The organism is Pseudomonas sp. KH_021 (genome assembly GCF_057838865.1).
Window position 1 is genome coordinate 1616086 of record NZ_CM174477.1, and the last position, 25930, is coordinate 1642015.

A 25930-nucleotide genomic window follows, 5' to 3' on the forward strand; every position below is an offset into this window, starting at 1 on the left:
AGGGGCGAAGGGAGATTACTGGCGGTAAGACTTGAGGAACGAGCCGATTCGGCCAATGGCCTGTTCCAGGTCATCGACCCGCGGCAGTGTGACCACGCGGAAGTGGTCGGGCCACGGCCAGTTGAAAGCGGTACCCTGGACAATCAGCAGTTTTTCCGACAGCAACAGATCGAGTACGAATTTCTCGTCGTTGTGGATCGGGCAGATTTTCGGGTCGATGCGTGGGAAGGCGTACAGCGCCCCCATGGGCTTTACGCAACTGACGCCGGGAATGTCGTTGAGCAGCTCCCAGGTGCGGTTGCGCTGTTCCAGCAGGCGGCCAGGCGGCAGCACCAGGTCGTTGATGCTCTGGTAGCCGCCCAGGGCGGTCTGGATGGCGTGCTGGCTCGGCACGTTGGCGCACAGGCGCATGTTCGCCAGCATGTCGATGCCTTCGATATAGCTCTGGGCGGTGTGCTTGGGCCCGGAAATGGCGACCCAGCCAGAACGGAAGCCTGCCACCCGATACGATTTGGACAGGCCGTTGAAGGTCAGGCACAGAACGTCCGGGGCCAGCGAGGCAGTGCTGATATGCACGGCTTCATCGTAGAGAATCTTGTCGTAGATCTCGTCGGAGAACACCACCAGATTGTGCTGGCGGGCGATTTCCAGCATGCCCAGCAGCACTTCCTTGGGGTAGACGGCGCCGGTCGGGTTGTTCGGGTTGATGATGACCATGGCCTTGGTGTTGCTGGTGACCTTGGCCTTGATATCGTCCAGGTCCGGCCACCAGTTGGCCTGCTCGTCGCACAGATAGTGCACCGGGTTGCCGCCGGACAAGCTGACGGCGGCGGTCCACAAGGGGTAGTCCGGGGCCGGGATGAGGACTTCGTCGCCATTGTTGAGCAGGGCCTGCATCGACATCACGATCAGCTCGGAAACGCCGTTGCCCAGGTAGATGTCTTCGATGCCGACACCTTCGACCTGCTTCTGCTGGTAGTACTGCATCACGGCCTTGCGCGCGCTGAACAGGCCTTTGGAGTCGCTATAGCCCTGTGCGGTCGGCAGGTTGCGGATAACGTCCTGGAGAATCTCGTCGGGGGCCTCGAAACCAAACGGGGCCGGGTTGCCGATATTCAGCTTGAGGATGCGATGGCCTTCCTCTTCCAGGCGCTTGGCGTGCTTGAGCACCGGGCCGCGAATGTCATAGCAGACATTGGCGAGCTTGTTCGATTTGCTGAACTGCATGATTTGATCCCGACTAGAAAAGATCGCCGCGCATTGCGCCGTATAATCAGTGTTAAATGCGTTTGGCGTGACGCCTGTAAAGGCGCAATCATACGTGCCGCCCGATCCGTGGAAAAGAGACAGATCGGGCTTTTTCAGCTGCCGAGGTGCTCCCATGGAAAAGATCGATAAAACCCTAGATGAATGGCGCGCCATGCTCGATCCTGAGCAATATCAGGTCTGTCGCCTCAAGGGCACGGAACGGCCGTTCAGTGGCAAGTACAACGGCACCCAGGTCGCGGGTGTCTATCACTGTGTCTGCTGCAACGAACCGCTGTTCGATTCAAAGGCCAAGTTCGATTCCGGTTGCGGTTGGCCGAGCTTTTACGAGCCGATCGGCGCCAGCGCCATGGTCGAGATTCGCGATGTCAGCCACGGGATGGTTCGCACCGAAGTCGTCTGCGCCAAGTGCGATGCCCACTTGGGTCACGTCTTTCCAGATGGCCCACCACCGACCGGTCTTCGTTACTGCATCAACTCGGTCTGTCTGAACCTTGAACCACGCGAGTAAAGGGGGCTGCGCCATGGAAGAAAAACTGCTGAGCATTCCGTGCACCACTATTGCCGGGGAGAAGAAAACCCTGGCCGATTTTTCCGGCAAGGCGTTGCTGGTGGTCAATACGGCCAGCCAGTGCGGCTTTACCCCGCAATACAAAGGGTTGGAAGCGCTCTGGCAGCGCTACAAGGACCAAGGGCTGGTGGTGCTGGGGTTCCCCTGCAACCAGTTCGGCAAGCAGGAGCCGGGAGACGAGCGTGCGATCTCGCAATTCTGTGAAATGAATTTTGGCGTGAGTTTTCCGCTGTTTCGCAAAATCGAAGTCAATGGCAATGGCGCGCACCCGCTCTACGTCGAGCTGAAGCGCCGGGCCCCCGGATTGCTGGGTTCCCAGGGCATCAAGTGGAACTTCACCAAGTTCCTGATGGATGGCCAGGGCAAGCAGATCAAGCGATTCGCACCGACCACCAAGCCAGAAGACCTGAGCGACGAGATTGAAGCCCTGCTCAAATAGTGGTCCAGGCTAGCGCATGCCTGGCAGGGTTACCCAGTGGTCGATCAGGGTGATCAGCTCTTCGCGACGAAACGGCTTGGCCAGGTAATCGCTCATGCCCGCGGCTCGACAGCGCTCGCGCTCTTCGGGCATGGCATTGGCGGTCAGGGCGATGATCGGTAACTGCGGCCAGCGCCCGCTGCGGCGAATCTGCCGACTGGCCTCGTAGCCGTCCATGACGGGCATGTTGCAGTCCATCAGTACCAGATCGAACTCGGTGTGCTCCAAGCGCTCCAGTGCTTCTCCCCCGTGACCTGCAATAATCACTTCGCACCCCAGCTTGCCGAGCATGCCCTTGGCGACTAGCTGATTCACCGGGTTGTCTTCAACCAGCAGGATCCTGGCTCTAAGCTCCTGCGTCGGCTGGCCAGTGACGGGGTCGACAGCAGGTGGCTCTTCAGTCTGCAGTGTCCGTCGCAAGGTTTGGTAAAGCGCATTCCTCGCCAAGGGGCGCGCCTGCTGTTGCAGGGGCGAAAGGGCAGAGGCTTGTTCACCCGGCAGGAAATTGCCATACGCGGTAATCAGCAGGATCGGGGCGCTGACAGCGGCGCGCAGTGCGGGCAAGCATTCCACGCAGTCGGTGATCAGCAGGTCCGGGGCCAGGCCGGCCAGAGAGGTGTCGGTGTCATAGCGTCGGTAATTGAGCCCCCAGCCTGGCAACAGGCTGTCAAGCAATTCCGCCAAACCACTGCCGGCATTGCTGACACTTACCACGCGACCCTTGAGAGGCGTCGGTGGTATTGCCCGCGTATGCGAGGGCAGCGGCAACTCGACGCGAAACTGGCTACCAAACCCGGCCTCGGAACTAATGCTCAAATGCCCTTGCATGGCTTCGCTGAGGTTGTGCGTCAATGCCAGCCCAAGCCCTGTACCGCCGAATTGGCGAGTGATGCCAGCGGCGGCCTGAGTGAATGGCTGAAATATCTTGACCTGAGCGTCACGCGGGATACCGATACCGGTATCGCATACCTCGATCCGAACGCCACCAGGGTAACTGCTCAGGCGCACATCAACTCGGCCAAAACGGGTGAACTTCAAGGCATTGGAGAGCAGGTTGCTGACGATTTGCCGGACCCGGGTCGGATCGCCCAGCACCATGGACGGGAAGTTCGGGTCGATCAGGCAGGTCAGTTCTACGCTGGGTGCGGCATTTTGCGACAGCAGGTTGGTGGTGTCCTCGACCAAGGCGCCCAGGTCAAAGGGGATGCGTTCGAGCTCCAATTGCCCGGCATCGAATTTGGACAGGTCCAGAATGTCGTTCAGCAGCTCCACCAGTACCTTGCCTGAGTCGTGGGCAATCGACAGTTGTTGGCGCTGTTCGGCGTTAAGCGGGCTGTCCAGCGACAGGGCGAGCATGCCCAGCAGGCCGTTGAGCGGTGTGCGTATCTCGTGGCTCATGTTGGCCAGGAAGGCCGAGCGTGTCTGTGCCATATCCAGCGCCACGCGGCGAGCGCTTTCCAACTCTTGATTGGATTGGCTCAGACGAGTGTTGATTGTCTTGAGCTCGTTGGTGCGGGTTGAAACCCGGTCTTCAAGCTCACTCAAGTATTCGTTCAGGCGGTTTTCAGCGTTGCGCCGTTGCTGGATTTCCGTGGTCATGGTCACGAACTGGCGGTTGGCGACCTTGACCAGTACGCCGATTTCGTCGTTTTCGTGGCCGGGCGGGAAGGGGAGCTTGGTCGGATTGGGGGCGCGCGGGTCGCTGCTGCTCAAGGCGCTGATGACTTTGACCAGTGGCTTGGTCAGCATTACATAGAACAATCCCAGCAAAATACCCGTGAGGATCAGGCTGCGGGTAAAGCCGCTGAGCAGTGTGATTTCTGCCCGGCGCAAGAATCGCGATCCAAAGACGTAGGTGTCCACTTCAAGGTTAAGGGTGCCCAGGGTTTCTCTGGGGCGGTGGTTCAGATAAAGACGATCCTCGAAGCGCCGGGTTTCATCGAACAGGAAGTCGCTGATCCAGCGAAAATTGCTTTGCTGGCGTGGGCGCTGGAGGTTGGCCAGCACATTGCTGTTGTTGTCGGTCAGCCGCACGCCAATAATGGCAGGCGATTGCATAAGGCCCAGGGTCAGTTCCTTGGCCAGCTCTTCATCAATGTTATAAGCGATGCGGGAGGCGGGGTTATGGCTGATTTCCAGCAGCGACAGCATCTCGCGGTTGATAGAGGCGTCTTCGCTGGCATAATCGATGCAGATCTGGATGAGGCTGAGTAGAAAGCCGATGACGAAGCCGACCAGCACCGTTAGTCGGGCCTGCTTATAGGACAGTCGATGGGTGAACTTGATATCCATGGACAATGGGCCGAATCCTCATCCGAGCGCCGCCAAGCATAGCCGATCACACTGCGCTGTCGGTATTGGCGGTGTTGAAACATACAGTGGCAGGCGGGCGTCTATCAATTCGCCCGTTGCTGGATGGCCTTAAATAGTTGGAACAACAACCATGATTGATCTGAATGCGGCCGGTAACGGCCTGAATGGCTATGCCCTGCTGGCGGCACAACTGGAGTCGCTGCTGGCTGATGAACGAGACTTCATTGCTAACGCTGCGCAGTTCAGCGCTTTCCTTTATAGCCAGATCGACGACCTGAACTGGGCCGGCTTCTATCTGAATCGCAATGAAGAGTTGGTGCTCGGCCCGTTCCAGGGGCAAATCGCCTGTGTGCGGATTCCTTTCGGGCGCGGTGTATGCGGTACTGCGGCGGCCACTCGGCAAACCCAGCGAGTGGAGGATGTGCATGCATTTGCCGGCCATATCGCCTGTGACAGTGCGTCGAACAGTGAGGTGGTGATCCCATTGATCAAGGACGGGCGATTGATTGGAGTGCTGGACCTGGACAGCCCGAAGCTTTCGCGCTTCAGTGAGCAGGATCAGCAAGGGCTGGAGCGCTTGGCGCAGATTTTCCTGCAAGCTTCAGACTGCTGATTGTAGGAGCCCGGCTTGGCGGCGATAGGCATAGGTATCTACACAACTCTGGGGCAGCGCGGCTCTTGTAGCCGCTGCCGAGGTACGAGGCTGCGATCGGCGGCGAAGCCGTCGTAAATTCAGGCCCTTCGGTGTGCCTGATGGATTATGGTCTCAGGTTTTACGGCCGCTTCGCTGCCGATCGCAGCCTCGTACCTCGTCAGCGGCTACATTCGTAGCAGTACGCCAAAAGATGTGTAGATACCTATGCGGCGATAGGGTCACCGCGAAGTATCAGGCCTGACGCCATCAAGCTCCCACATCTATAGTCTCAGTCGTAGATCGCCTTCTTCTTCCAGTTCTCTTCCTCAGCCGTCTTCAGGCCTTCAGTCAGCTCGTTGACGTCATCCTCGGCCGGCTCGATTTCATTCAATACCATGGCGTTGGCTCGACCCAGATGCTTTTTCATAGCCTTGAGCTGTTCTGTATACAACTGCGGGTCCTGCTGCTTGCGCAAATACTGCACGCCGCGCTCCAAGGCCAACCGGGCTTGCCCGGGCTGGTTTTGGGTAAAGGCGATTTGCCCCAGGCTATTAAAGAACTCCACATGCAGCAGTACCAGGATATGGCGGATCTCCTTGACCCACTTTTTGGCCTCGGTGGCGGGCAGAAAGCCTTCCTGCGCTGCGCGGGTCACTTGATTGTGCAACCCTTCAAGCAACAGCCGCACATCCTTGGCCTTGGCTTCGGTGAGGATGGGGGCCTTAGGGTTGTTGATGATGATCTTTTCGCCCTGGCCGATCTCATACTCAAGCTCGGTGATGCGAGTCTTCAAGCCGCTATTGTTCTTGTCGGTCGCCAGCAGGCGCTGGGTCAGGTTCAGTTCCAGGCGTGCCAGCAGTAGTTTGAGCGCGGGCGACATGAACTGCCTTGGAAAGGTTTCGGTGATTGCACCACAGCGCCGCAGGCGCTCGGTCAGTTCGATCTTGAGGCGGGCCTTTTCCAGCTTGTTGTTTTCCACCGCATTGTTCAGGTAGCCGATGGCGATCAGGATCGCGATGCCGGCTACTATAAACAGGGTGATCATGAGTGGGGTCACCGTTGAGGCCTCATCAGGTAGGTTTCCATTTAAAGTGTAGTGGCTTCGTAATTGAGCGGGTAGAGGGGGTTGGCAGTCTCCGTGCGCTCGGTAATGGCCATTAGCTTTCACTTGCTGATTAAGCCATGCCACGCTGTACGGTGGGGCAGTAAAACGATGGGAAGTCTTTGATTTAAATAAATTTACATCAGGGGGTTGACGACTTCTCAATGCACCCCTAGAATGCGCGCCACTTGCAGCGGAAAGCACACAGCGAAACGCGGCAGGGAGTGAATGTTGTAGTTTGTCCCCTTCGTCTAGTGGCCTAGGACACCGCCCTTTCACGGCGGTAACAGGGGTTCGAGTCCCCTAGGGGACGCCAATGCGGGAATAGCTCAGTTGGTAGAGCACGACCTTGCCAAGGTCGGGGTCGCGAGTTCGAGTCTCGTTTCCCGCTCCAATTTCAAACGGTTCTGCTTTCGGGTGGGGCTGTGTAGGAAATCCAGGGTTTGATCGAAAGGTCAGGCTTTGGTCACTGAAACATGCGTTGCATGTTTTGGGCAGCGTCCCCTTCGTCTAGTGGCCTAGGACACCGCCCTTTCACGGCGGTAACAGGGGTTCGAGTCCCCTAGGGGACGCCATTTTTGCGGGAATAGCTCAGTTGGTAGAGCACGACCTTGCCAAGGTCGGGGTCGCGAGTTCGAGTCTCGTTTCCCGCTCCAAATTTAGATTTACAGCTTGGCTGCTGTAAATCGTTGGAAAGAGAGGCCGTAGGCCTCTTTTTTCGTTCTAGCGCTAGCGCTGGATACCCTTCGGGGATACCAAGTTTTGCGGGAATAGCTCAGTTGGTAGAGCACGACCTTGCCAAGGTCGGGGTCGCGAGTTCGAGTCTCGTTTCCCGCTCCAAATAAGAAAAGCGACCTTCGGGTCGCTTTTTTTTTGAGTTTTTTTTTGCTGTAGGAGCCAGCGGTTCGGCGCTCCGACTTGCCGGAATGCCGGACCACTGCGATGGGCGCGCCGCGGTGTATCAGGCAAACCGCAGCGTCTTCATCGTGGTGGTCCGGCATTCCGGCAACCCGGCTCCTACATTGCCGAGGTGTAATCAGGTGGCGTCGGCAGCCATTTCCGCGTCGTGGGCGATCAGCGAGACCAGGGCGTTCTGCTGACGGTGCGACAATTGACGGAAGCGTTGCAGTAGCTCGCGTTCGTGCAGAGACAGCTCTGGGCTGTCCAGGCGCATGCTCAGCTCTTCACCCAAGGCACCTTCCTGAATGAGGCTCTGTTCGAGACGGGCAATAATCTCGGAGTTCATGCTGCGGTGATGGTTGCGAGCGACCTCTGCAATGCGCTCACGCATTCCATCGGGTAGGCGCACGACGAATTTGTCAGCCGTACGGCTGGAGTAGATAGCCTGTTTCATTGGGCGCATATAATTGACCGGTTTGGTTCAGGGGAAGCGGTTCTCGAAATTGGCCGCAGGATGTGGTTACGACCACCCATGCAGCTAAATGTTCAACCTGAATTGTGAAAGGGGCGTGCATGATGCCTCAATGTCGCCGGTTCCTTGGCGTCAATTCTGTGACAAATCTTGAACCGAATAAAGGCGACTGGCCAGTACTGATTATCGGAAATGCGGACTGGTTTGAAAAGTTTCCTTCACCCCGTCGAGCGAATAAAGTCGCTAGGCTGAGTCGAGAGGAGCCCGGGCACGTAGGAGTGCTTTTTACCTGCACGTTCACGCACGAGCTACCCTGGAGATTCAGCATAGTGGTTCACAAGCCCGCCGCAAGTAGCGAGGTGCCATTACCGATGGCAGGCACAATTATCTACCTGATGGGCCCCTCGGGCTCTGGAAAGGACAGCCTGATCGACGCGGCTCGGCCTGCCTTGCAACGCTGTCATGTACGCGTTGTGCAGAGGGTCATTACGCGTTCCGCCGAGGCGGTGGGGGAGGACGCTATCGGCGTCACGCCCCAGAGATTTGAACAATTGCGCCAGGCGGGCGCCTTTGCCATGCATTGGCAAGCCAACGGCCTGAGCTACGGTATTCCCGAGCACATCAACGATTGGCTGGCGTGCGGTGACGACGTGTTGGTCAATGGCTCGCGCGGATACCTTGAAGAGGCGCTGCGACGCTACCCGGGGCTGCAGCCTGTATTGGTTTGCGTGAACAGTGAAGTGTTGCGTCAACGTTTGATCCGGCGGGGGCGTGAAAGCCTGGAAGAAATCGAGCGACGCCTGGCACGTAACGTCCAGTTTGAAGGTGAGCTGACCCCTGTCAATGGAGTGTCGATCACTCGACTGGACAACTCCACGACGCTTGGAGATGCGGTACAGCGCCTGCTGGGCTTGATTGACCGAATCGAGGCCGACTCAGCGTAGCGTCGGGTCAAGGTGAATCTTGCGACCGAGCAGCCTTCGGTTCCTTTAAAAAACGAATCGCTGGGTTTGGCCTGGGTTCGTCAACTGCGCTGGAAAAATCTCGGCGGCCTGCAGCGGACGCTGCGTCGGGGTGGCATGCATGACCGCGAATTGCGGCTTCATCGACGTGGCGGGAACATAGATGCGTGCAGCAGGGTCAGAGGTTTCAGTATGGAAATGAAATGAAACCAGAGCAACGAGGGCAATGGCATTGAGCAGGTAGAGGGCGCTGTTCATGAGACTTCTCCGCATTGATGACGGACAGCTGTTATTCATGAACTTTTTACAGCAGGCCTCATGCCAACCGGATTTGCTATAAAAATCCTATCAAATCAAGTGGTTATATTGTTTTGTCCAGACTGGCTCCTTGCAATCTGCATGATGGCTATTTTATGACATTGCAAAATGCATGATCTTGGGCAAAGGCTGGAGATAGACGTCTGAGCGCTGTTTAGCGGTCGCTGGGGGATGTGGCAAACAGCGTTACACTTAAAAAGCCCGCGGATGACATGACAAACCCTGGCATGCTGGGTAACATGCTCGCCGTCCAATGCCGCGCACGCTCGTCGCGCGGCCCGAAATGTCTCAGTAGCTCAATTGGATAGAGCATCCCCCTCCTAAGGGGAAGGTTGGCAGTTCGAACCTGCCCTGGGACACCATATAAATCAAGGCTTTCAGCGATTTTACTGGTAGTGGCCTGCATCAATGGTCAAATCTAGTAACTACTGTAGTCGCTACTTCCTTTTCTGTTCAATATCGATCCCCGGTCTTGGGGTTGTCTTCAATGACGGAAAGGTGGGTGTCAATTCCACTCCGCTCTTGTTGCGCACGTGCATCAGGCTCATGCTGCACGCAATTTTTTGGCCGGCTTGCGAGATCACGATGGAAATGTGAAATCGGCGCTAATACGCGCAACGATTACGTCGCCCGAGGTTGGCTCCAAGGCCCTGTTGATGATGAATGATGAGGTAGTCACGATCGAAGATGCCACAGCCGCGCATACTATGGCCCGACCAAGCGTCGCAGATGGGTACGTTGATCAAAAATGAGGCATCACCTAAGATGTGTCTAAAGAAAACCGCTAAAGGAGGCGGATATGATCGTTCAAGCCGCAGCCCCCAAAAAGGTCGTTGCTAAGCGCAAGAAGACCGACAAGCAACTCACTTTCGAGGACGTGCGCATCGCTGCACGAGGTGGTGAGTCTGCCTTGCGCTACTACGTCGAGAACGGAAAGCTTCCGGTCTCTAAGTGAGATTCTTTGTCAGCAGTAAAGGTATCTAACCTCTTCAAAGAGTCTCAAGGCTGGTACGACTTTTTTGTCGAAGTCCACGATTACAAGCTCTGCGGCGACCTCCCTGACATTTTCGGTCGGGATGAGGATCTTGACCTCGATGACATGTATCACATCCACCTTGCCGCCTCAGAGGCTGTGCAGGCGCGGTGGCGCGCAGCAAAAATGCAGTTCAGGCGAACGACAGATCCAAATCATCCGGAAGAATATTTTTGGCTGATCTATGCGCACGACCCGCTGCGAGACGAGTATCTACTGCTCACTATCCTTGGTCCGGACGCGCATAGCAGGGAGCAGTGGGGATCTTACCTGCGAGACCTACACCACGATATCGTTGCCCCTTGGATCAAGGGGCAGCTCGTCTACACCGACCCAGACGAAAACGAATAACCCCACAGGCTACATTCGGCAAAGCCGGTTTCAGTTGTTGCCAACACCACCTACGACGGATGGACGTGGCGCTTCGGCCCAAGCCTACATAGCGAGTTTGTCAGCATTACACTGCTCAAGCGCTGCGTCGTAGTCGAACAGCCTTGAAGCTGCATCACGCCAGGTTTCGATGCCTTGAATGCCGGGGTTAGCAGTCTGTTGGTAATGCAGAGGTGATGGCTTCAGCAATCGTTCCGTAACCGTCCGAGCTACACCACCTTGCATCTCAGACCTTAATCTCCTTTAACCACTGGTTGACGCGCTCCCATTCAAAAACCGTTGGATCGAAGGTACTACCATGCCACTCCAACATGTCTTCATGCTCTGGGTGGTTGGGGTCTGCCATCGCTTCAAGGAATTCGGCATAACCCGGCCCACCACCTACGTCTTCCGGCGGGCAAGCATTGGCACCGTCGAAGCAATACGGCACCTGAGGGGAGGCCCCAGCGGGCAATTTCTTTCCGACTTTGATCCGGTGATCCCAGCCGTCGCCAAAGTCATAGACGTAGCGAAACGTCTTTTTCCCGTTCAACGCTTTAATCAGGGTCTTGCGGGCTTCCGGGTTCACGGGTGGCCCCCACCCATCGGAGTCGGGAATGCCGTAATTTTCACCGGCTATTTCAAACTCATGCATATGGTCATCGTCCCAGCCCATTGCGATCTGGATCACCGTGTGCAATTTGCCCAAGGTGATGTTTTCGGGCACCGCCACACGGCGCCAGATCGCAGGTTCGATCCACTTCAATTCAATGTGCAGTAACAACAGGTCTGGCTCGGGTTTTGGCAAACGAACAGTTTTGACCATGGATCAGGCAACCTCGCAGTGTTCCGTGAGTGTGAGAGAAACGTTCCAGGGCAGCAGTTCGTCAACCCGATTGATCGGGTGCTCGGCGATGCGCTCCAGTACGTGTGTCAAATAGGCTTGCGGGTTCAGGTCGTTGAGCTTGGCCGAACCGACCAGGCTGTCAATCGCAGCCGCTCGTTCTCCGCCGGCATCGGAACCAGCAAACAGGTAATTGCGACCCAATGCTACGGCGCGCAACGCGCGTTCGGCGGCATTGAGTTCTTCGAGACTCAACTGGAGCTGGTCGATCATCGCTTCCAGTTGCTCGGAGCTACGACCGAACTGCGTGCGACGCAGCTTGGCGATCATCATCTTCAAGCGCTCAATCTCTGCACGCTGGACAGCGACCAGAGCCTTCAAGGCTTGAAGATAATTCGGCAGGGAGTCGGTCACGGAAGTCATGCCCGAATGTTACCGACGTTTTTCAGCGTTGCAAGTCAGACCGCGAGGACAGGCGCGGTGCGAATCGGCCTGCGCCAATCAATGCCCTCCAACAGCATCGACAACTGCGCAGTCGTCAGCGACACGCTGCCGCTGGTCGCTTGCGGCCAGACAAAGCGTCCTTGTTCCAACCGTTTGCAAAACAGGCACAACCCGTCGCCATCCCACCACAACAGCTTGATCCGGTCACCGCGCCGTCCGCGAAAAGCAAAGATCTGACCCGAGAAAGGATCGGCTTCAAGTTGAGTCTGCACCAACGCCGCCAACCCATCGAAGCCACGGCGCATGTCCGTGACACCAGCGGCGATCCAGATACGGGTTCCTGCGGGAGGAGCAATCATCGCAGTAACTGCTGCAAGATGAGTTGCACCGTCTGTGGATCTGGCGTGCCAGTGATGCGCAGCTTGGCTTTTCCCATCTCGACCACGATCTCGGAACGAGACTCAAGCTGTGGCTGAACAGTTTGCGATAAATCCGTCGGCGCCTCGATCACCTGGACAGGCAAAAACGTTGCACTCTGGTTAACTGGGCCGAACGCCCCTTCCTGATACTGGTGCCGCCAGCGAAACACCAGGTTGGCATTGACGTCATGCTCGCGAGCGATCAACGACACGGAGGCACAGGGCTGGAGGGTGGCCTCGACGACTTGGCGTTTGAACGTCAGCGGGAAGTTGGGACGGCGACCGGGGGCAGTAGTATCCGGCCCTTTTGGTCCTTCCAGCGGCTGCGCTTACCCCCACCACCTTGAACGTCGCTTTTGGATTTAACGGGAAAGGCATCTGGAAATGCAGGTAGTCCCAAGGGTGGCTTGTGATACTTAATATCACCACCGCCAATAGGTCGAGCAAACACCAGGTACAGCGACTTAAGGCCGGTGTCGGCTGGAAATACCAGAATGCAGTCGTCGGTTGTGATGTCCTCACCGGGAAGGCCTTCGAGCTGGCTATCGGTATTTTCCGGGATCGGGTGCACGAGGATGGTGTTGAGGCGGGCGCTGCTAATGCCACCACCTGCCACGCGCCCTAACGCGAGATCGGCACCAAGCGCCGTTGCGACTGGGGTACTGGCCCACGGAAAGAGCATTGCGCCCGCCACCATTACATTACCGAAGTTCGAAGCGGGTTCGGTGGTCATCCCCTTGCTGCGTTTGTCCGAATTGGCGTCAGGTTATTACCGCTGGAAACCGGCACAGCACAAGGTCGCGACATCGATTACGTCGAGGTGTTGGGGCATGATCGGGTTAACTTGAGACAAAATGAGCGGTGCGGGCCAGAGGCCGCCGCAGGAAGGCTTTCAACAAATAGATATTTCGCTCGGATTTTTCTGCTCGCAATAGGCGACTTGCAGGAGCCCGCTGTTGCGCCATACTTGGACATGTTCAGCCCAGAATGTGCGCCGGGCAGCGAGTGTGGCGGGTGGTTTCATTATGTGCTCCTTTGTTGGGGGGGCACAGCGTGGCGAGTGGAGGAAGGGAATTACAGGTGGCTGGGCTGGACGCTTACCGATCATGAGCATAGATTGTGCAACTACTTTTGAAATCGTCGAAGGCAAAATAGTCGGCTCCACATTCCGTGGTAGCAACTGCACATCCGATTGAGCGTGAGTCAGAAAGTACGCGAAGGTGAGCACGAACCAACCGAGGTTTGAAACGGAAGGTTGTCTGCTGACCACGCACAGGTTTCGCGATTTCAAATGCCAAAACCCCAGAGAGCGCATTTCTCCGATTTCAAATCGGAGAACTACACCGCCCCGGAAGGCGCGCAGACAAAGCTCCGCTCCCGCCGTCCAGACTCTATAAACGGGATTTTCCCGCATGTAGCCACCCAACTGCCTCGGCTTCAAACTGTGGCAGCGGATGGCGCCTACTTTCGCGTTTGAAGCGCCGGGTGAGCAGGGGGCATCCGGCGCTTAACTCAGAACAGAGATACAGATATCGAGATTCCTAGGGAATGATTGGCCTAGCACGCTTTCAATTTGCATAACTTGCCCCATCGTCAAGTCAACGACTTGATGTTTCACGCCGTCTTCAAGTGATTTCCAGCCGATGAGATCAAGCACGGCTTGGTTAAATTCAGACGCAACTTCTAGCTCAAACTGCACAAATTCGTTTTCGTGACCATCAGGAAAAAAACCTTCAATACATAAAAACATAGCGGCTCCTACTTTATTTCGGCGTTGTCCTACCGGGTTTGGCTGGCTTGGTTTGCTCGCCTGTTTCAGGATCGAATTCCCCGAGGTGCTTACCCTGCCTATCGTACATTTCAACGGCTCCGTGCTGGGTATCCCATTCATAAATCCTTCCAGAGCTATCAATCCAACGCCTTCGCTTGCCCCCACCTCCTTGGACTGACGACTTTTGCTTTGCTCGTCGAGCGTCCGGAAAGGCAGTCAGTCCATTAGGCGCAGGGTGGTAACGATGATCGCCGCCAATAGGTCGAGAAAACACCAGGTATAGCGACTTCAGACCGCTATTCGCTGGAAAGACCAGAATGCAATCGTCGGTCTCAATATCCTCGCCAGCCGGGTAGCCCTCGATCTCGGTGTCTGAATTCTCCGATATGGGATGAACCAGAATGACGGGGTCGCTATTGCGCTGCTCAGGATGGACCATGTACGGGATGGCCAGCGGTCCTCTAGGTGTCCATAAAATGGTGATGCCGTTCAAATCCGCTTCGAGCACTGTTTTGGTGGCACTCCATTTGACCTGTACCGTGCGTACGGAATCGTCGCCAGACGGGCCGGTATGAATCCCATAGACCTGCATCACGCCTTCGGCATCACGGCGAAACTGAAAGCGGACACGAGTCGGAGCGCGGCTCACCTGGCGCAGATCATCGTCGTTGTAGAGCGTTCCATCGCCCATCTGGGTCGGGAGCATTCCTGCAATGAACACCCCCGCAGGATTGCCGCGCAGTGCCCATCGGAAACCCTGTTGCAGGATGCCGCTACCGGCGATGCGTCCTAGCACCGCGTCGAAACCTACCGCGAGTCCCAGCGCTTCGATTGACGAGGGGACAAGCATCGGCGCGACCAACATGACCTTGCCAAAGTCTGAGGCGGGGACCGTGGCGGTACCGGGCTGGGTGCTGCACCAGTTTTCCGACACGCAGGATTTGGCAAACACTTGGTCGTTGCGAGGTTTGGGCGGCGGCCATGGCTCTTTGGTGGGGATATAGACTGGCTCCGGCGCTGGCGCTGGATTAGCCATGAAGCTGCCACCTGTGCTGATGGTTTGCTCTCTTACCAAGAGCAATTCACCCTTGCGAACAGCCGCAATAATGTCGCTGTCGGTTCTGATAAAAGGATGGCTTCCCCATTGTGTATGTCCAGATATCGTGTGGCGACCGTAGCGCAGAGCCTCGCTCACCAAACGGGCAGCAACCTCTGGACTTTCTGTCGCTTGGAACATGCTTTCACCACGCTTGATCAAGCGCATACGAATTCCCCCCCGTTAATTCTGCCGGGCTACTGTGGAGAGGGGCATTCGACCCAGCAACAAACGGAGTGTTGCGGCGTTTGTCAAAATTGGCATCAGGTTATTAACGCTGGAAATCGGCACAGCACAAGGTCGAGTCAAGTGATTGCGTCGAGGCGTTGGGGCATGATCGCGTTAGCTTGAGAGGCCACCGCAAAAAGGCTTTCAACAAATAGATATGTAGTTCGGATTTTTCTGACGCGCCCAGTCCCTTGTTCCTCCTCTAGTAATGCCATCGCCCGCCGCTGTCTTGAACAACACTCTTGTTTCTTCCGAGTTACGAACACCTGAGGACTGCACCATGAATGCAAGTATTCGGTTGGCGTGTCTGGCGGTAGGTTTCACCGTGTCATGGGTCGCGACGTCGGGGCACGCCGAAGTGATTCGATTTGAGGGGGCAATCACTGAGCGTCCTTGTGAGGTAGGCATCGAGCGCGTCAGTTGGGCGGGGATAGGGCAGGGCGTGCAGGTCTCGCTCAGCGAGTGTGCTTCTGTGCCGAGCATCACTCCCACTCAGGTGGGCAGCAATTTGATCTATCCGACCCTGGCGCTGACCGAATCGCAGTGGTTCATAGCGCTGGACGAACCCGGTCGGCTGGTCCGGCTGACCCTCACTTACCCCTGAGTCGGGTGACGCGGCTGGGGGTCGCTCCTTGGGTAGGAGCAAGCTTGCTTGCGATGGCCACACCGCGATGTATCAGACAAACCGCGGCGTGTTCATCGCGGCTAAAGCCGGCTCCTACAACATGCCGCGCCGCCGTCGAGGTAGGAGCCAGCCTTGCAGGCTGTGTGAAAACTCAAAATTTGGTTGATTTAGGGGGTACTTGACCCCCTCCCGACTAGTCGATCGTCGCGTGTACGCGATTACAGGAGGTCGTTTTTTGAGTGGGTCGACTTTTGTCGGAGTTTTCACACAGCCTGCTTGGCTGCGATGGCCACACTGCGGTGCATCAGACAAACCGCGGCGTGTTCATCGCGGCTAAAGCCGGCTCCTACAACATGCCGCGCCGCCGTCGAGGTAGGAGCCAGCCTTGGCTGCGATGGCCACACTGCGGTGCATCAGACAAACCGCGGCGTGTTCATCGCGGCTAAAGCCGGCTCCTACAACATGCCGCGCCGCCGTCGAGGTAGGAGCCAGCCTTGGCTGCGATGGCCACACTGCGGTGCATCAGACAAACCGCGGCGTGTTCGTCGCGGCTAAAGCCGGCTCCTACCTAGATATGCAAAGCGTGCCCCAGCGCTCGTAGCGCCGCTTCCTGCACGGCTTCACCCAGGGTCGGGTGAGCATGGATGGTGCCGGCCACATCTTCAAGGCAAGCACCCATTTCCAGCGACTGGGCAAAGGCGGTCGACAACTCCGATACGCCCACGCCCACCGCTTGCCAGCCGACGATCAGGTGGTTGTCCCGTCGCGCCACCACGCGCACGAAACCGCTTTTCGATTCCAGCGTCATGGCCCGGCCATTGGCGGCAAAGGGGAACTGTGCGACCAGGCAGTCCAGGCCTTCTTCCTGTGCCATTTGCGGTGTCTTGCCCGCCACCACCACTTCCGGGTCGGTAAAGCAGACTGCGGCAATTGCCATGGGGTTGAATTGCCGGTGTTTGCCAGCAATCAGTTCGGCGACCATTTCGCCCTGGGCCATGGCCCGGTGCGCCAACATCGGTTCGCCCGCGACATCCCCAATCGCCCAGACGTTGCGCATGCTGGTCTGGCAACGATCATCGATCGCCACCGCCGAGCCGTTCATGCCCAGTTCAAGGCCTTCCAGGTTAAAGCCTCGGGTGCGCGGACGGCGGCCGACAGCCACCAAAACACGGTCGGTATCAAGTTCGATCGACTCGCCGTTCGCCGTCCTGGCGCTCAATCGCCCACTGGCGGCGTCGTAGCCCTCCACGCTATGGGCAAGGTACAGCTTGATCCCCAGCGATTTGAGCGAGTCGGCCACCGGTTGGGTCAATTCGGCGTCATAGGTCGGCAGGATGCGATCACGCGCTTCCACCACGCTGACGGCCACGCCCAGCTTGCGATAGGCAATGCCCAACTCCAGGCCGATGTAGCCGGCACCGACCACCACCAAATGCTTGGGCAGCGAAGTGGGCGCGAGCGCTTCGGTGGAGGAAATGATCGGGCCACCCAGCGGCAGCATCGGCAAAGGGACGCTCTCGGAGCCGGTGGCCAGCAACAGGTGTTCGCATTGAATGCGCACGCCCGCGCTCTCGACTTCAACCATCTTGCCGTCGACGATCTTTGCCCAGCCGTGAATGACTTTGACGTCGTTCTTTTTCAGCAGCGTGGCCACGCCCGTGGTCAGGCGATCAACGATGCCGTCTTTCCAGCTGACGCTTTGGGTGATGTCCAGGCTCGGTGCCGAGACCTTGATGCCCAGGTTCGAATGCTGGCTGTGGTGCTGGGTCTGGTGAAACTGTTCGGCCACGTGGATCAACGCTTTGGACGGGATGCAGCCGATGTTCAGGCACGTGCCGCCCAGGGCCTGACCCTCGACCAGCACGGTGGGAATACCCAATTGCCTGGCGCGAATGGCCGCGACGTAGCCACCGGGGCCGCCGCCGATGATCAGCAAAGTGGTGCTCAGAGTCTGCATGGTCACTCCACAAACAGGGTGGCGGGTTGTTCGAGCAGGCCGCGTATGGCCTGGATAAAGAGTGCTGCGTCCATGCCGTCCACCACTCGGTGATCAAAGGAGCTGGAGAGGTTCATCATCTTGCGAATCACGATCTGGCCCTTGATGACCACTGGCCGCTCGACAATCCGGTTGACGCCGATAATCGCGACTTCCGGGGTGTTGACCACCGGAGTGCTGGCGATGCCGCCCAAGGCGCCCAGGCTGGTCAGGGTGATGGTCGAACCGGACAGCTCATCGCGGCTGGCCTTGTTGGTGCGCGCTGCCGTGGCCAGGCGGCTGATTTCAGCGGCGTTGCTCCACAGGCTGCCGGCTTCGGCATGGCGCAGTACGGGCACCTTCAGGCCGTCTTCGCTCTGGGTGGCAATGCCCACATGCACGGCGCCGTGGCGGGTGATCACCTGGCCTTCGTCGTCGTAGCGGGCGTTGATCTGCGGGAAGTCACGCAGGGCCACGACCATCGCCCGCACCAGCAGTGGCAGCAGGGTCAGCCGACCACGACTTTCGCCCCATTTGTCGTTGAGGTGCACGCGCAGTTCTTCCAGCGCCGTGACGTCGATTTCTTCGACATAACTGAAATGCGCGACACGCCGCTTGGCGTCCTGCATGCGCTGGGCGATCTTGCGGCGCAGGCCGATGACCGGGATCTGCTGCTCGTCGGTGCGTTTGCCATAGGCGGCCACCGGCGTGCTGCTGGTCGACGTCGGTTGTTGCAGGAAGGCATCGAGGTCTTCATGCAAGATGCGCCCGGCCGGGCCGCTGCCATGTACATAACGCAACTCGATACCGGCATCCAGGGCGCGTTTGCGCACGGCGGGCGAGGCCAATGGCCGCTCATGGGCGTCACGTGGGACAGGCGCTGTGGGTTGGCGTGTCGGGGTGGCGCAGGTCTGCGGGGCCGGCGCAGGTGTCTGCGCTTGGGCGGGGGCCGCGGGCGCAGCCACGGGAGCGGCTTTGGGCGTGTCTTGCTGATGGTTGCCGTCGCCTTCGACTTCAATGCTGATCAGGATGCTGCCGACGGCCATGACTTCGCCTGGCTCCCCGCCCAGGGAAATGACTTTGCCGTGAACGGGCGAGGGGATGTCGACCATTGCCTTGTCGGTCATCACATCGGCCAGCACTTGATCTTCAACGACCATGTCGCCGACCTTGACGTGCCAGACCGACAACTCAACTTCTGCGATGCCTTCGCCAATGTCCGGCATCTTGATGACGTGCGTACCCATTTAAACCTCCATGACCCGTTTCAACGCCGCGCCCACGCGGGACGGCCCTGGGAAATACGCCCACTCCTGGGCATGCGGGTAGGGGGTGTCCCAACCGGTTACACGCTCAATTGGCGCTTCGAGGTAATGGAAGCAATGCTCCTGCACCAGCGACACCAGCTCGGCGCCGAAACCGCAGGTGCGGGTGGCTTCGTGAACCACCACGCAGCGGCCAGTCTTCTTCACCGAAGCGACGATGGTCTCAAGGTCCAGCGGCCAGAGGCTGCGCAAGTCGATGACCTCTGCGTCGATGCCGGTCTCTTCGGCGGCGACCTGGGAGACATAGACGGTGGTGCCGTAAGTCAGCACCGTCACGGCGTTGCCGGGCCGGGTGATGGCGGCGCTGTCCAGCGGCACGGTGTAGTAGCCGTCCGGCACGGCGCTGGCCGGATGCTTGGACCACGGCGTTACCGGGCGGTCATGATGGCCGTCAAACGGGCCGTTATAGAGGCGCTTGGGTTCCAGGAAAATCACCGGGTCATCGTTCTCGATGCTGGCGATCAACAGGCCTTTGGCGTCATAGGGGTTGGAAGGCATGACGGTGCGCAGGCCGCAGACCTGGGTAAAGACAGCCTCGATGCTCTGGCTGTGGGTCTGGCCGCCATAAATACCGCCGCCGCAGGGCATGCGCATGGTCATCGGGGCGGTGAAGTCACCGGCCGAGCGATAGCGCAGGCGCGCCGCTTCCGAGACGATCTGGTCGGTGGCGGGGTAGACGTAGTCGGCAAACTGGATTTCCACCACCGGGCGCAAGCCATAGGCACCCATGCCGACGGCGGTGCCGACGATGCCGCTTTCGGAGATGGGTGCGTCGAACACCCGCGACTTGCCGTACTTGGCCTGCAAGCCTTCGGTACAGCGGAACACGCCGCCAAAGTAGCCGACGTCCTGGCCGTAGATCACGACGTTATCGTCGCGTTCGAGCATGATGTCCATGGCCGAGCGCAGGGCCTGGATCATGGTCATGGTGGTGGTTGCCATAGCGTTTTCCACCTGGATTTTGTGGTTGTGATCGTTCATGTCAGATCCCTAGCTCCTGGCGCTGGCGCCGCAAGTGGTCGGGCATTTCTTTGTAGACATCCTCGAACATGGTCGCAGCGCTGGGAATCTGCCCGCCGGCGAGGGTGCCGTAGCGTTCGGCTTCTTTTTGCGCGGCGACGATCTGGGCATCCAGCTCCGCCGTTACTGCCTGGTGTTCTTCCTCCGACCATTGGCCGATGGCAATCAGGTGCTGCTTGAGGCGTGCGATCGGGTCACCCAGTGGGAAGTGGCTCCAGTCGTCGGCGGGTCGGTATTTGGACGGATCGTCCGAGGTTGAGTGCGGGCCTGCGCGGTAGGTCACCCATTCGATCAAGGTTGGGCCCAGGTTGCGCCGGGCCCGTTCTGCCGCCCAGCGGGACGCCGCATAGACCGCCATGAAGTCGTTGCCATCAACCCGCAGGGAGGCAATGCCGCAGCCCACGCCACGGCCGGCGAAGGTACTGGCTTCGCCACCGGCGATGGCCTGGAAGGTAGAGATGGCCCACTGGTTGTTGACCACGTTGAGAATCACCGGCGCGCGGTAGACGTGGGCGAAGGTCAGGGCGGTGTGAAAGTCGGATTCTGCCGTAGCGCCATCACCGATCCAGGCTGAGGCGATCTTGGTATCGCCCTTGATGGCCGAGGCCATGGCCCAGCCGACGGCCTGTACGAACTGGGTAGCCAGGTTGCCGGAAATGGTGAAGAAACCCGACTCCTTGACCGAATACATGATTGGCAACTGGCGACCCTTGAGCGGGTCTCGCTCGTTGGACAGCAGTTGGCAGATCATGTCAAACAGCGACACGTCGCGGGCCATCAGGATGCTTTGCTGGCGGTAGGTGGGGAAGCACATGTCGGTGACATTCAGCGCAAGCGCCTGGGCGCTGCCGATGGCTTCTTCGCCCAGGCTTTGCATATAGAAAGACATTTTCTTCTGGCGCTGAGCGGTGACCATGCGGCTGTCGAATAGCCGGGTCTTGATCATGGCACGCATGCCCTTGTGCAGGAGCTCGACTGGAATGTCTTCGGCCCAAGGGCCCAGCGCGTTGCCGTGCTCATCCAGAACGCGGATCAGGCTGTGGGCAAGGTCGGCGGTACTGGCGGGGTCAACGTCGATCGGTGGTTTGCCAACCTGGCCCGCATCGCTCAGGTGCAGATAGGAAAAGTCGGTCTTGCAACCGGGGCGGCCGGTGGGCTCGGGAACATGCAGACGCAGGGGTTCATAGTCGTTCATTGCTGTCTCTACGCTCGCTCTTGTCATGTGTTTTTGTTGGGCGCGTTTGAGCGGTGAAGCATTGGCTACAAGTCTGGCTCAGGGGCCGGGGCCCTGCTCAGTTGCCAGTCATTGGAAATAGCCATGGCTCATCATATTCCCGGCCCCAGAGAATATTTCTCTCAAGTTCGTTGCCTTCGGGGTGAGTTGGAGATAAATATTCTTTTTCGGCTCGGTAATGAGGTGAAACTTTCTTATGCGCAAACTGGATAGAACTGACATCGGCATTCTCAACAGCCTTCAGGAAAACGCCCGCATCACCAACGCCGAGCTGGCCCGCTCGGTCAACTTGTCGCCCACACCGTGCTTCAACCGCGTCAAGGCGATGGAAGAGCTGGGGGTGATCCGCCAGCAAGTGACGCTGCTGGCGCCGGAGGTGTTGGGGTTGGATGTGAATGTGTTTATTCACGTGAGCCTGGAGAAGCAGGTGGAGCAATCGCTGCATCGTTTCGAGGAAGAAATCGCCGAGCGCCCTGAAGTGATGGAGTGCTACCTGATGACGGGCGACCCTGATTATCTGTTGCGGGTATTGCTGCCCAGTATTCAGGCGCTGGAGCGGTTTCTCGATTACCTGACCCGCTTGCCGGGGGTGGCCAACATTCGCTCAAGCTTTGCGCTCAAGCAGGTGCGCTACAAGACGGCGCTACCATTGCCGGCCAACGGCCTAACCCTAAGGTAGGAGCGCGGCTTGCCGGCGATGAAGCCACCGCGTTGTGTCAGGCCTGACGTCTCGCAGGCAAGCCTGGCTCCTACCTCGGACGGCGGAGCACGCGCAGGTAGGAGCGCGGCTTGCCGGCGATGGTCTCGCCGCCAGACATCAGATACACCGCGGCGTCTGCATCGCCAGCAAGCTGTGCTCCTACAGAAAGCCGGTGGAATTGTCGTTGCTGTGTATCTTGCATGTCGCTTTGGAACGTCTGACACAAAGCACATTGGCGAGAGTATTACGAGCAACGGTTTTTTTGGTCGGCGCCTAAGCGGCGTCAGCAATATCACATATTCTTAACCACAGTTTTCACCCATTCATGGAGCTGCACGGGACGCTGATGCGAACGATCTGGAAGTCTTTTCGAGCGCTTTACTTCGCTGCGCTGATGATGTTGATCGGCTCGGGCCTGTTGAGTACTTACCTCGCGTTGCGCCTCGCCGCCGACCAGGTCGATGGCCTGTGGGTCGGTGCCTTGATGGCCGCCAACTATTTCGGCCTGGCCCTGGGGGGCAAGATTGGCCACCGCCTGATTGCCCGGGTGGGGCATATCCGTGCCTATGCGGCGTGTGCCGGGATCGTCGGCGCGGCGGTGCTTGGGCACGGTCTGACCGATTGGTTGCCGGCCTGGCTGATTCTGCGGGTGATCGTGGGCCTTGGGATGATGTGCCAGTACATGGTGATCGAAAGCTGGCTCAACGAGCAGGCTGATGCCAAGCAGCGGGGTGCGGTGTTCAGTGGCTATATGATTTCGTCCTACTCGGGGTTGGTATTGGGGCAACTGATTCTGGTGGCCCATCCAGAATTGGGCCTTGAATTGCTGATGCTGGTAGCTGCCTGTTTCGCCCTGTGCCTGGTGCCGGTGGCATTGACCCAGCGTATCCACCCGGCTGCCTTGCACCCGGCGCCGATGGAGCCACGCTTCTTTATACAGCGGGTGCCGCAGTCGCTCAGTACGGTACTCGGCGCAGGCTTGATCGTCGGTTCGTTCTACGGCCTCGCGCCGTTGTACGCCTCTAATCAGGGGTTGAGCACCGAGCAGGTGGGTCTGTTCATGGGTTTCTGCATTTTTGCAGGGCTGTTGGTGCAGTGGCCGTTGGGGTGGCTGTCCGACCGTTACGACCGGGCTGTGCTGATCCGCACTGCAGCTGCGGGCCTTGCCATCACTGCATTACCGCTGGCCATTTTGCCCCAGGCACCGATTGAGGTGCTGTTCGTTGCAGGCTTTATCGTGTCGTTGTTGCAGTTCTGCCTGTATCCCTTGGCGGTGGCTTTTTCCAATGACCACGTAGAAAGTGAGCGGCGGGTTTCGCTGACGGCCATGCTGTTGGTGACCTATGGCGTGGGAGCAAGCATTGGGCCGCTGGTAGCGGGCGTGGTCATGAAGTTTTTTGGCAGCCAGATGCTCTATGCGTTCTTCAGCTTTTTCGCGCTGGTGCTGGTGTGGCGAATTAGGCCTAAAGCCGTTACCAACTTGCACCAGGTCGACGATGCGCCGCTGCATCACGTGGCCATGCCGGCCGTTGGCTCGCCCTTGGCGGCGGCGTTGGACCCGCGGGTGGACGAGCAGGTGGTGCATGACCAAATGCACACAGCGCCTGAGGAGCCAGAAGAGCCAGGCCCTGCCGGCGAAACAGCGGATGAGGAAGTGGCTAAAGAAGGCCCGGCAGCCAACTCCCCAGGGTAGGAGCCAGCCTTGGCTGCGATGGCCACACCGCGGTGCATCAGGCAAACCGCGGCGCCTTCATCGCAGGTAAACCTTGCTCCTACAGAAGCATGTAGGAGCCAGCCTTGCAGGCTGTGTGAAAACTCAAAATTTGGTTGATTTAGGGGGTACTTGACCCCCTCCCGACTAGTCGATCGTCGCGTGTACGCGATTACAGGAGGTCGTTTTTTGAGTGGGTCGACTTTTGTCGGAGTTTTCACACAGCCTGCTTGGCTGCGATGGCCACACCGCGGTGCATCAGGCAAACCGCGGCGCCTTCATCGCAGGTAAACCTGCTCCTACAGAAGCATGTAGGAGCCAGCCTTGGCTGCGATGGCTGCACCGCAATAAGCCAGGCAAGCCGCGGTGCATTCATCGCGGCTAAAGCCGGCTCCTACAGGCGATAGGGCTATCAGTAGTCGTCTTGGTCGAAGCGGCGGGCTTCACGCTGGAGCTGGTAGACAAAGCGTTCGACGTTGCGCTGTACCAGGCCACTCATGTTGTGGAAGCGCATGCCGGTGAAGGTGGTGTCAAGCCGCTCCTCATAGTGCAGGTAGCGCAACTCCACCGGGGTATCGATCCTGCCGAAGGGCAGGTGAGCGGTAAATTTTTCATAGACCTGGCCCAATTGCAGGCGCTCGCTGATATCGCCTTCAAAACGCAGCTTGCAACCCGTGGCGGAAAGATCCAGCAATTTACCTTTGATGGCGCCCTTGCCCTTGAGCTTGCCGCCATCCAGGGCCACGTCCACCAGTTGCGACAGCTTGAGTGCGGCGCGAAAAGCATTGCGACGCTGGTGATACACCACCTCTTCAGGCATCGGGCCGCGATAGCAGCGGCTGTCGGTGGACTCGTCGATGCTCAGTGGTGCGTTGCAATCCCAGGCAATTCGCACGCCGTCGTGGAAGCCTTCGATACGAAACGGCTCGCCGTTTTGAAGGAATTTTTCACCGGTACGCGGGATCATTTCGTCCAGTGCAATACAACCGCTCTCGCGATCCACTTCTACCAGGAAACTCTGAAAGCGCTGGCTGCGCTCATGGAAGGTGATCACCAGCGGATCATTGGCTTCTTGCAGCGCGCGCAAGTTGGCGGCGATTTCAAGGGGGGTAGTGAGAACCTTGGGAGGCTGCGGCGCATCATCCGCGTGTGAGGCATTGAACACGGTTAATCAATCTCCAGGCAAAAACGACTACACGCGAGGCATTATTTTGCCATCATGTTCGACGCCTTCATAAAGTGAGTCAAGCCTGACTGAGCGCCCGAGGCTTGGCGAGCAGCGAGGTTGAGCCTCGGGCGTCGTACAGCGAAGGGGATTCACCGCCCATCAGGATGCGCAATTGATTGGCGGTGGAAGCCTGCTGCAACTGGATCGAGCGGCCATTGCGCTCGTTCACGGCCTGGCAGTCGGCCAACAGTTTGGAGAGCATATCGCCGCGTTCGCGTAGCAGCTTGCCTTGGGGAGAAGTGGCGGCCAATGCCTCAAGGCCCTTGTGATCAGGGCTCAGGTTGGCGCCGGCCAGCAGCTCGCTGCGTCGCCGGCCATGCTGGTCGAGCAGTACGATCAACGACTGCTTGCGCGCCAGGATATTTTCCAGCAAGGGCATGTCCCGGCCGTGCAGGGCCACCGACTCAGCTTGCAGCAACTCAAGCAACTGTTGCGCTGGAGCAAGGTCTTCTTCGATCAAGTGCAGCAAAGTGGTGTCGTGCATGGCGGGCTCTGGGTCTCAAGCGTCCTGGAATCAATGCGGGCGTCGGGTCAGCGCTGCGCTTCGAAGTTGAGCAGCTTGCTGGCGACGCGCTTGCTGTCGACCTGATAGCTGCCGTCGGCGATGGCCTGTTTGAGGGCCTCCACGCGAGACTTGTCGACCACCGGTTGGTCGCGCAGTGAATCGGTGACCTTTTGCAATTGCTGGGCCTCTGGGCTCAGGTGTACGGCTTCGCCGCTCTGCACAGTAGTGGAAGTGGCAGGTGCCGATGGCTCGTTGCTGGTGGTTTCCTGGGTGGCGCCGGCACGATTGCCGGTCGCCACCGAGGGCGGGGAATTCACACGACTGAAGTCGATGACCATGATTGAACAACCTCTGGATTCTGGACGCTTGCCTTATTTTCGACCGTTT

The 25930-nt window shown here is 58.4% G+C and carries 28 protein-coding genes and 6 tRNA genes; 15 read left to right on the forward strand and 19 right to left on the reverse strand.

Annotation, left to right across the window (positions count from 1 at the left end):
- Positions 1-15: 15 nt before the first annotated feature.
- The gene (locus AC3IX4_RS07600; RefSeq protein WP_489259959.1) at positions 16-1227 is read right to left on the reverse strand and encodes a pyridoxal phosphate-dependent aminotransferase; all 1212 of its coding nucleotides are present in this window, start codon (positions 1225-1227) and stop codon (positions 16-18) included.
- 154 nt (positions 1228-1381) lie between these two features.
- On the opposite strand from AC3IX4_RS07600, the gene msrB reads away from it, so the two are divergent.
- Both msrB and AC3IX4_RS07610 read left to right on the forward strand, forming a co-directional pair.
- Positions 1382-1777, forward strand: coding sequence for a peptide-methionine (R)-S-oxide reductase MsrB (gene msrB / locus AC3IX4_RS07605; protein WP_489259960.1), 396 nt, complete (start codon positions 1382-1384; stop codon positions 1775-1777).
- 13 nt (positions 1778-1790) lie between these two features.
- Entirely contained in the window at positions 1791-2276 is a 486-nt protein-coding gene (locus tag AC3IX4_RS07610; RefSeq protein ID WP_489259961.1) for a glutathione peroxidase, read from the forward strand.
- Between the two features lie 9 nt (positions 2277-2285).
- Here the strand turns inward: AC3IX4_RS07610 and AC3IX4_RS07615 are convergent, their stop codons facing one another.
- Positions 2286-4607: a hybrid sensor histidine kinase/response regulator gene (locus tag AC3IX4_RS07615; protein WP_489259962.1), complete on the reverse strand. Its 2322-nt coding sequence runs from the start codon at positions 4605-4607 to the stop codon at positions 2286-2288.
- A gap of 151 nt (positions 4608-4758) precedes the next feature.
- On the opposite strand from AC3IX4_RS07615, the gene AC3IX4_RS07620 reads away from it, so the two are divergent.
- Complete coding sequence (locus AC3IX4_RS07620) at positions 4759-5241, forward strand: GAF domain-containing protein (RefSeq protein ID WP_489259963.1); 483 nt, start codon at positions 4759-4761, stop codon at positions 5239-5241.
- A 310-nt stretch (positions 5242-5551) separates the two neighbouring features.
- Here AC3IX4_RS07620 and AC3IX4_RS07625 read toward each other — a convergent pair whose 3' ends face one another.
- Positions 5552-6319: a hypothetical protein gene (locus AC3IX4_RS07625; RefSeq protein ID WP_489259964.1), complete on the reverse strand. Its 768-nt coding sequence runs from the start codon at positions 6317-6319 to the stop codon at positions 5552-5554.
- 285 nt (positions 6320-6604) lie between these two features.
- Between AC3IX4_RS07625 and AC3IX4_RS07630 the strand changes: the two genes are divergently transcribed.
- The 5 genes from AC3IX4_RS07630 (at position 6605) to AC3IX4_RS07650 (ending at position 7204) form a co-directional block, all read left to right on the forward strand.
- Positions 6605-6680: transfer RNA gene (locus AC3IX4_RS07630), tRNA-Glu, on the forward strand.
- 2 nt (positions 6681-6682) lie between these two features.
- Positions 6683-6758, forward strand: a tRNA-Gly gene (locus AC3IX4_RS07635).
- 105 nt (positions 6759-6863) lie between these two features.
- A tRNA-Glu gene (locus AC3IX4_RS07640) sits at positions 6864-6939 on the forward strand.
- Positions 6940-6944: 5 nt separating this feature from the next.
- Positions 6945-7020: transfer RNA gene (locus AC3IX4_RS07645), tRNA-Gly, on the forward strand.
- 108 nt (positions 7021-7128) lie between these two features.
- Positions 7129-7204, forward strand: a tRNA-Gly gene (locus AC3IX4_RS07650).
- Positions 7205-7400: 196 nt separating this feature from the next.
- Here AC3IX4_RS07650 and AC3IX4_RS07655 read toward each other — a convergent pair.
- Positions 7401-7727, reverse strand: a complete 327-nt coding sequence (locus AC3IX4_RS07655; RefSeq protein ID WP_053124387.1) for an Arc family DNA-binding protein — start codon at positions 7725-7727, stop codon at positions 7401-7403.
- Between the two features lie 380 nt (positions 7728-8107).
- Between AC3IX4_RS07655 and phnN the strand changes: the two genes are divergently transcribed.
- The gene (gene phnN, locus AC3IX4_RS07660) at positions 8108-8680 is read left to right on the forward strand and encodes a phosphonate metabolism protein/1,5-bisphosphokinase (PRPP-forming) PhnN (RefSeq protein WP_489259965.1); all 573 of its coding nucleotides are present in this window, start codon (positions 8108-8110) and stop codon (positions 8678-8680) included.
- 45 nt (positions 8681-8725) lie between these two features.
- Here phnN and AC3IX4_RS07665 read toward each other — a convergent pair whose 3' ends face one another.
- Complete coding sequence (locus tag AC3IX4_RS07665; protein ID WP_489259966.1) at positions 8726-8956, reverse strand: hypothetical protein; 231 nt, start codon at positions 8954-8956, stop codon at positions 8726-8728.
- A 345-nt stretch (positions 8957-9301) separates the two neighbouring features.
- Between AC3IX4_RS07665 and AC3IX4_RS07670 the strand changes: the two genes are divergently transcribed.
- From AC3IX4_RS07670 to AC3IX4_RS07680, 3 genes are all read left to right on the forward strand, one after another.
- Positions 9302-9378 (forward strand) — tRNA-Arg (locus tag AC3IX4_RS07670).
- A 437-nt stretch (positions 9379-9815) separates the two neighbouring features.
- Positions 9816-9971 carry a hypothetical protein gene (locus tag AC3IX4_RS07675; RefSeq protein WP_489259967.1) on the forward strand — a complete coding sequence of 52 codons (156 nt, stop codon included), beginning with the start codon at positions 9816-9818 and terminating at the stop codon, positions 9969-9971.
- Positions 9972-9977: 6 nt separating this feature from the next.
- On the forward strand, positions 9978-10400 hold the full coding sequence (locus AC3IX4_RS07680; protein ID WP_489259968.1) for a type II toxin-antitoxin system YafO family toxin: 423 nt from the start codon (positions 9978-9980) through the stop codon (positions 10398-10400).
- A gap of 265 nt (positions 10401-10665) precedes the next feature.
- On the opposite strand, the gene AC3IX4_RS07685 is transcribed toward AC3IX4_RS07680, so the two are convergent.
- From AC3IX4_RS07685 to AC3IX4_RS07715, 7 genes are all read right to left on the reverse strand, one after another.
- A complete protein-coding gene (locus AC3IX4_RS07685; RefSeq protein ID WP_489259969.1) occupies positions 10666-11244 on the reverse strand; it encodes a plasmid pRiA4b ORF-3 family protein in 579 nt (192 codons plus the stop codon).
- Positions 11245-11247: 3 nt separating this feature from the next.
- A complete protein-coding gene (locus AC3IX4_RS07690) occupies positions 11248-11685 on the reverse strand; it encodes a transposase domain-containing protein (RefSeq protein WP_489259970.1) in 438 nt (145 codons plus the stop codon).
- Between the two features lie 35 nt (positions 11686-11720).
- The gene (tnpB, locus tag AC3IX4_RS07695) at positions 11721-12065 is read right to left on the reverse strand and encodes an IS66 family insertion sequence element accessory protein TnpB (RefSeq protein WP_029571618.1); all 345 of its coding nucleotides are present in this window, start codon (positions 12063-12065) and stop codon (positions 11721-11723) included.
- Entirely contained in the window at positions 12062-12445 is a 384-nt protein-coding gene (gene tnpA / locus AC3IX4_RS07700) for an IS66-like element accessory protein TnpA (protein WP_489261243.1), read from the reverse strand. The genes tnpB and tnpA overlap by 4 nt, the downstream gene beginning before the upstream one ends.
- Positions 12385-12858 (reverse strand): S-type pyocin domain-containing protein, encoded by a 474-nt coding sequence (locus tag AC3IX4_RS07705; protein WP_489259971.1) that lies wholly within the window; start codon positions 12856-12858, stop codon positions 12385-12387. The genes tnpA and AC3IX4_RS07705 overlap by 61 nt, the downstream gene beginning before the upstream one ends.
- A gap of 774 nt (positions 12859-13632) precedes the next feature.
- Positions 13633-13875, reverse strand: coding sequence for a pyocin S6 family toxin immunity protein (locus AC3IX4_RS07710; protein WP_489259972.1), 243 nt, complete (start codon positions 13873-13875; stop codon positions 13633-13635).
- 13 nt (positions 13876-13888) lie between these two features.
- Positions 13889-15160 carry a colicin E3/pyocin S6 family cytotoxin gene (locus tag AC3IX4_RS07715; protein WP_489259973.1) on the reverse strand — a complete coding sequence of 424 codons (1272 nt, stop codon included), beginning with the start codon at positions 15158-15160 and terminating at the stop codon, positions 13889-13891.
- A gap of 340 nt (positions 15161-15500) precedes the next feature.
- Here AC3IX4_RS07715 and AC3IX4_RS07720 point away from each other — a divergent pair, with 340 nt between their 5' ends.
- Positions 15501-15824, forward strand: a complete 324-nt coding sequence (locus AC3IX4_RS07720; RefSeq protein ID WP_489259974.1) for a hypothetical protein — start codon at positions 15501-15503, stop codon at positions 15822-15824.
- Between the two features lie 589 nt (positions 15825-16413).
- On the opposite strand, the gene lpdA is transcribed toward AC3IX4_RS07720, so the two are convergent.
- Genes lpdA through AC3IX4_RS07740 form a run of 4 tightly spaced genes read right to left on the reverse strand, consistent with a single transcriptional unit; the run spans position 16414 to position 21360 of the window.
- On the reverse strand, positions 16414-17802 hold the full coding sequence (gene lpdA / locus AC3IX4_RS07725; RefSeq protein ID WP_489259975.1) for a dihydrolipoyl dehydrogenase: 1389 nt from the start codon (positions 17800-17802) through the stop codon (positions 16414-16416).
- A 2-nt stretch (positions 17803-17804) separates the two neighbouring features.
- Positions 17805-19067, reverse strand: coding sequence for a dihydrolipoamide acetyltransferase family protein (locus AC3IX4_RS07730; protein ID WP_489259976.1), 1263 nt, complete (start codon positions 19065-19067; stop codon positions 17805-17807).
- Positions 19068-20126: an alpha-ketoacid dehydrogenase subunit beta gene (locus AC3IX4_RS07735; RefSeq protein ID WP_489259977.1), complete on the reverse strand. Its 1059-nt coding sequence runs from the start codon at positions 20124-20126 to the stop codon at positions 19068-19070.
- 1 nt (position 20127) lies between these two features.
- Positions 20128-21360 carry a 3-methyl-2-oxobutanoate dehydrogenase (2-methylpropanoyl-transferring) subunit alpha gene (locus AC3IX4_RS07740; RefSeq protein ID WP_489259978.1) on the reverse strand — a complete coding sequence of 411 codons (1233 nt, stop codon included), beginning with the start codon at positions 21358-21360 and terminating at the stop codon, positions 20128-20130.
- A 235-nt stretch (positions 21361-21595) separates the two neighbouring features.
- Between AC3IX4_RS07740 and bkdR the strand changes: the two genes are divergently transcribed.
- Both bkdR and AC3IX4_RS07750 read left to right on the forward strand, forming a co-directional pair.
- The gene (gene bkdR / locus AC3IX4_RS07745) at positions 21596-22078 is read left to right on the forward strand and encodes a Bkd operon transcriptional regulator BkdR (protein WP_489259979.1); all 483 of its coding nucleotides are present in this window, start codon (positions 21596-21598) and stop codon (positions 22076-22078) included.
- 367 nt (positions 22079-22445) lie between these two features.
- Entirely contained in the window at positions 22446-23792 is a 1347-nt protein-coding gene (locus AC3IX4_RS07750) for an MFS transporter (protein ID WP_489259980.1), read from the forward strand.
- 430 nt (positions 23793-24222) lie between these two features.
- Here AC3IX4_RS07750 and AC3IX4_RS07755 read toward each other — a convergent pair whose 3' ends face one another.
- The 3 genes from AC3IX4_RS07755 to flgM all read right to left on the reverse strand — a co-directional run bounded on the left by AC3IX4_RS07755 (position 24223) and on the right by flgM (position 25881).
- A complete protein-coding gene (locus tag AC3IX4_RS07755; protein WP_489259981.1) occupies positions 24223-24975 on the reverse strand; it encodes a flagellar brake protein in 753 nt (250 codons plus the stop codon).
- A gap of 79 nt (positions 24976-25054) precedes the next feature.
- A complete protein-coding gene (locus AC3IX4_RS07760; RefSeq protein WP_489259982.1) occupies positions 25055-25522 on the reverse strand; it encodes a flagella synthesis protein FlgN in 468 nt (155 codons plus the stop codon).
- A 47-nt stretch (positions 25523-25569) separates the two neighbouring features.
- A complete protein-coding gene (gene flgM / locus AC3IX4_RS07765) occupies positions 25570-25881 on the reverse strand; it encodes a flagellar biosynthesis anti-sigma factor FlgM (RefSeq protein WP_489259983.1) in 312 nt (103 codons plus the stop codon).
- Positions 25882-25930: the final 49 nt, after the last annotated feature.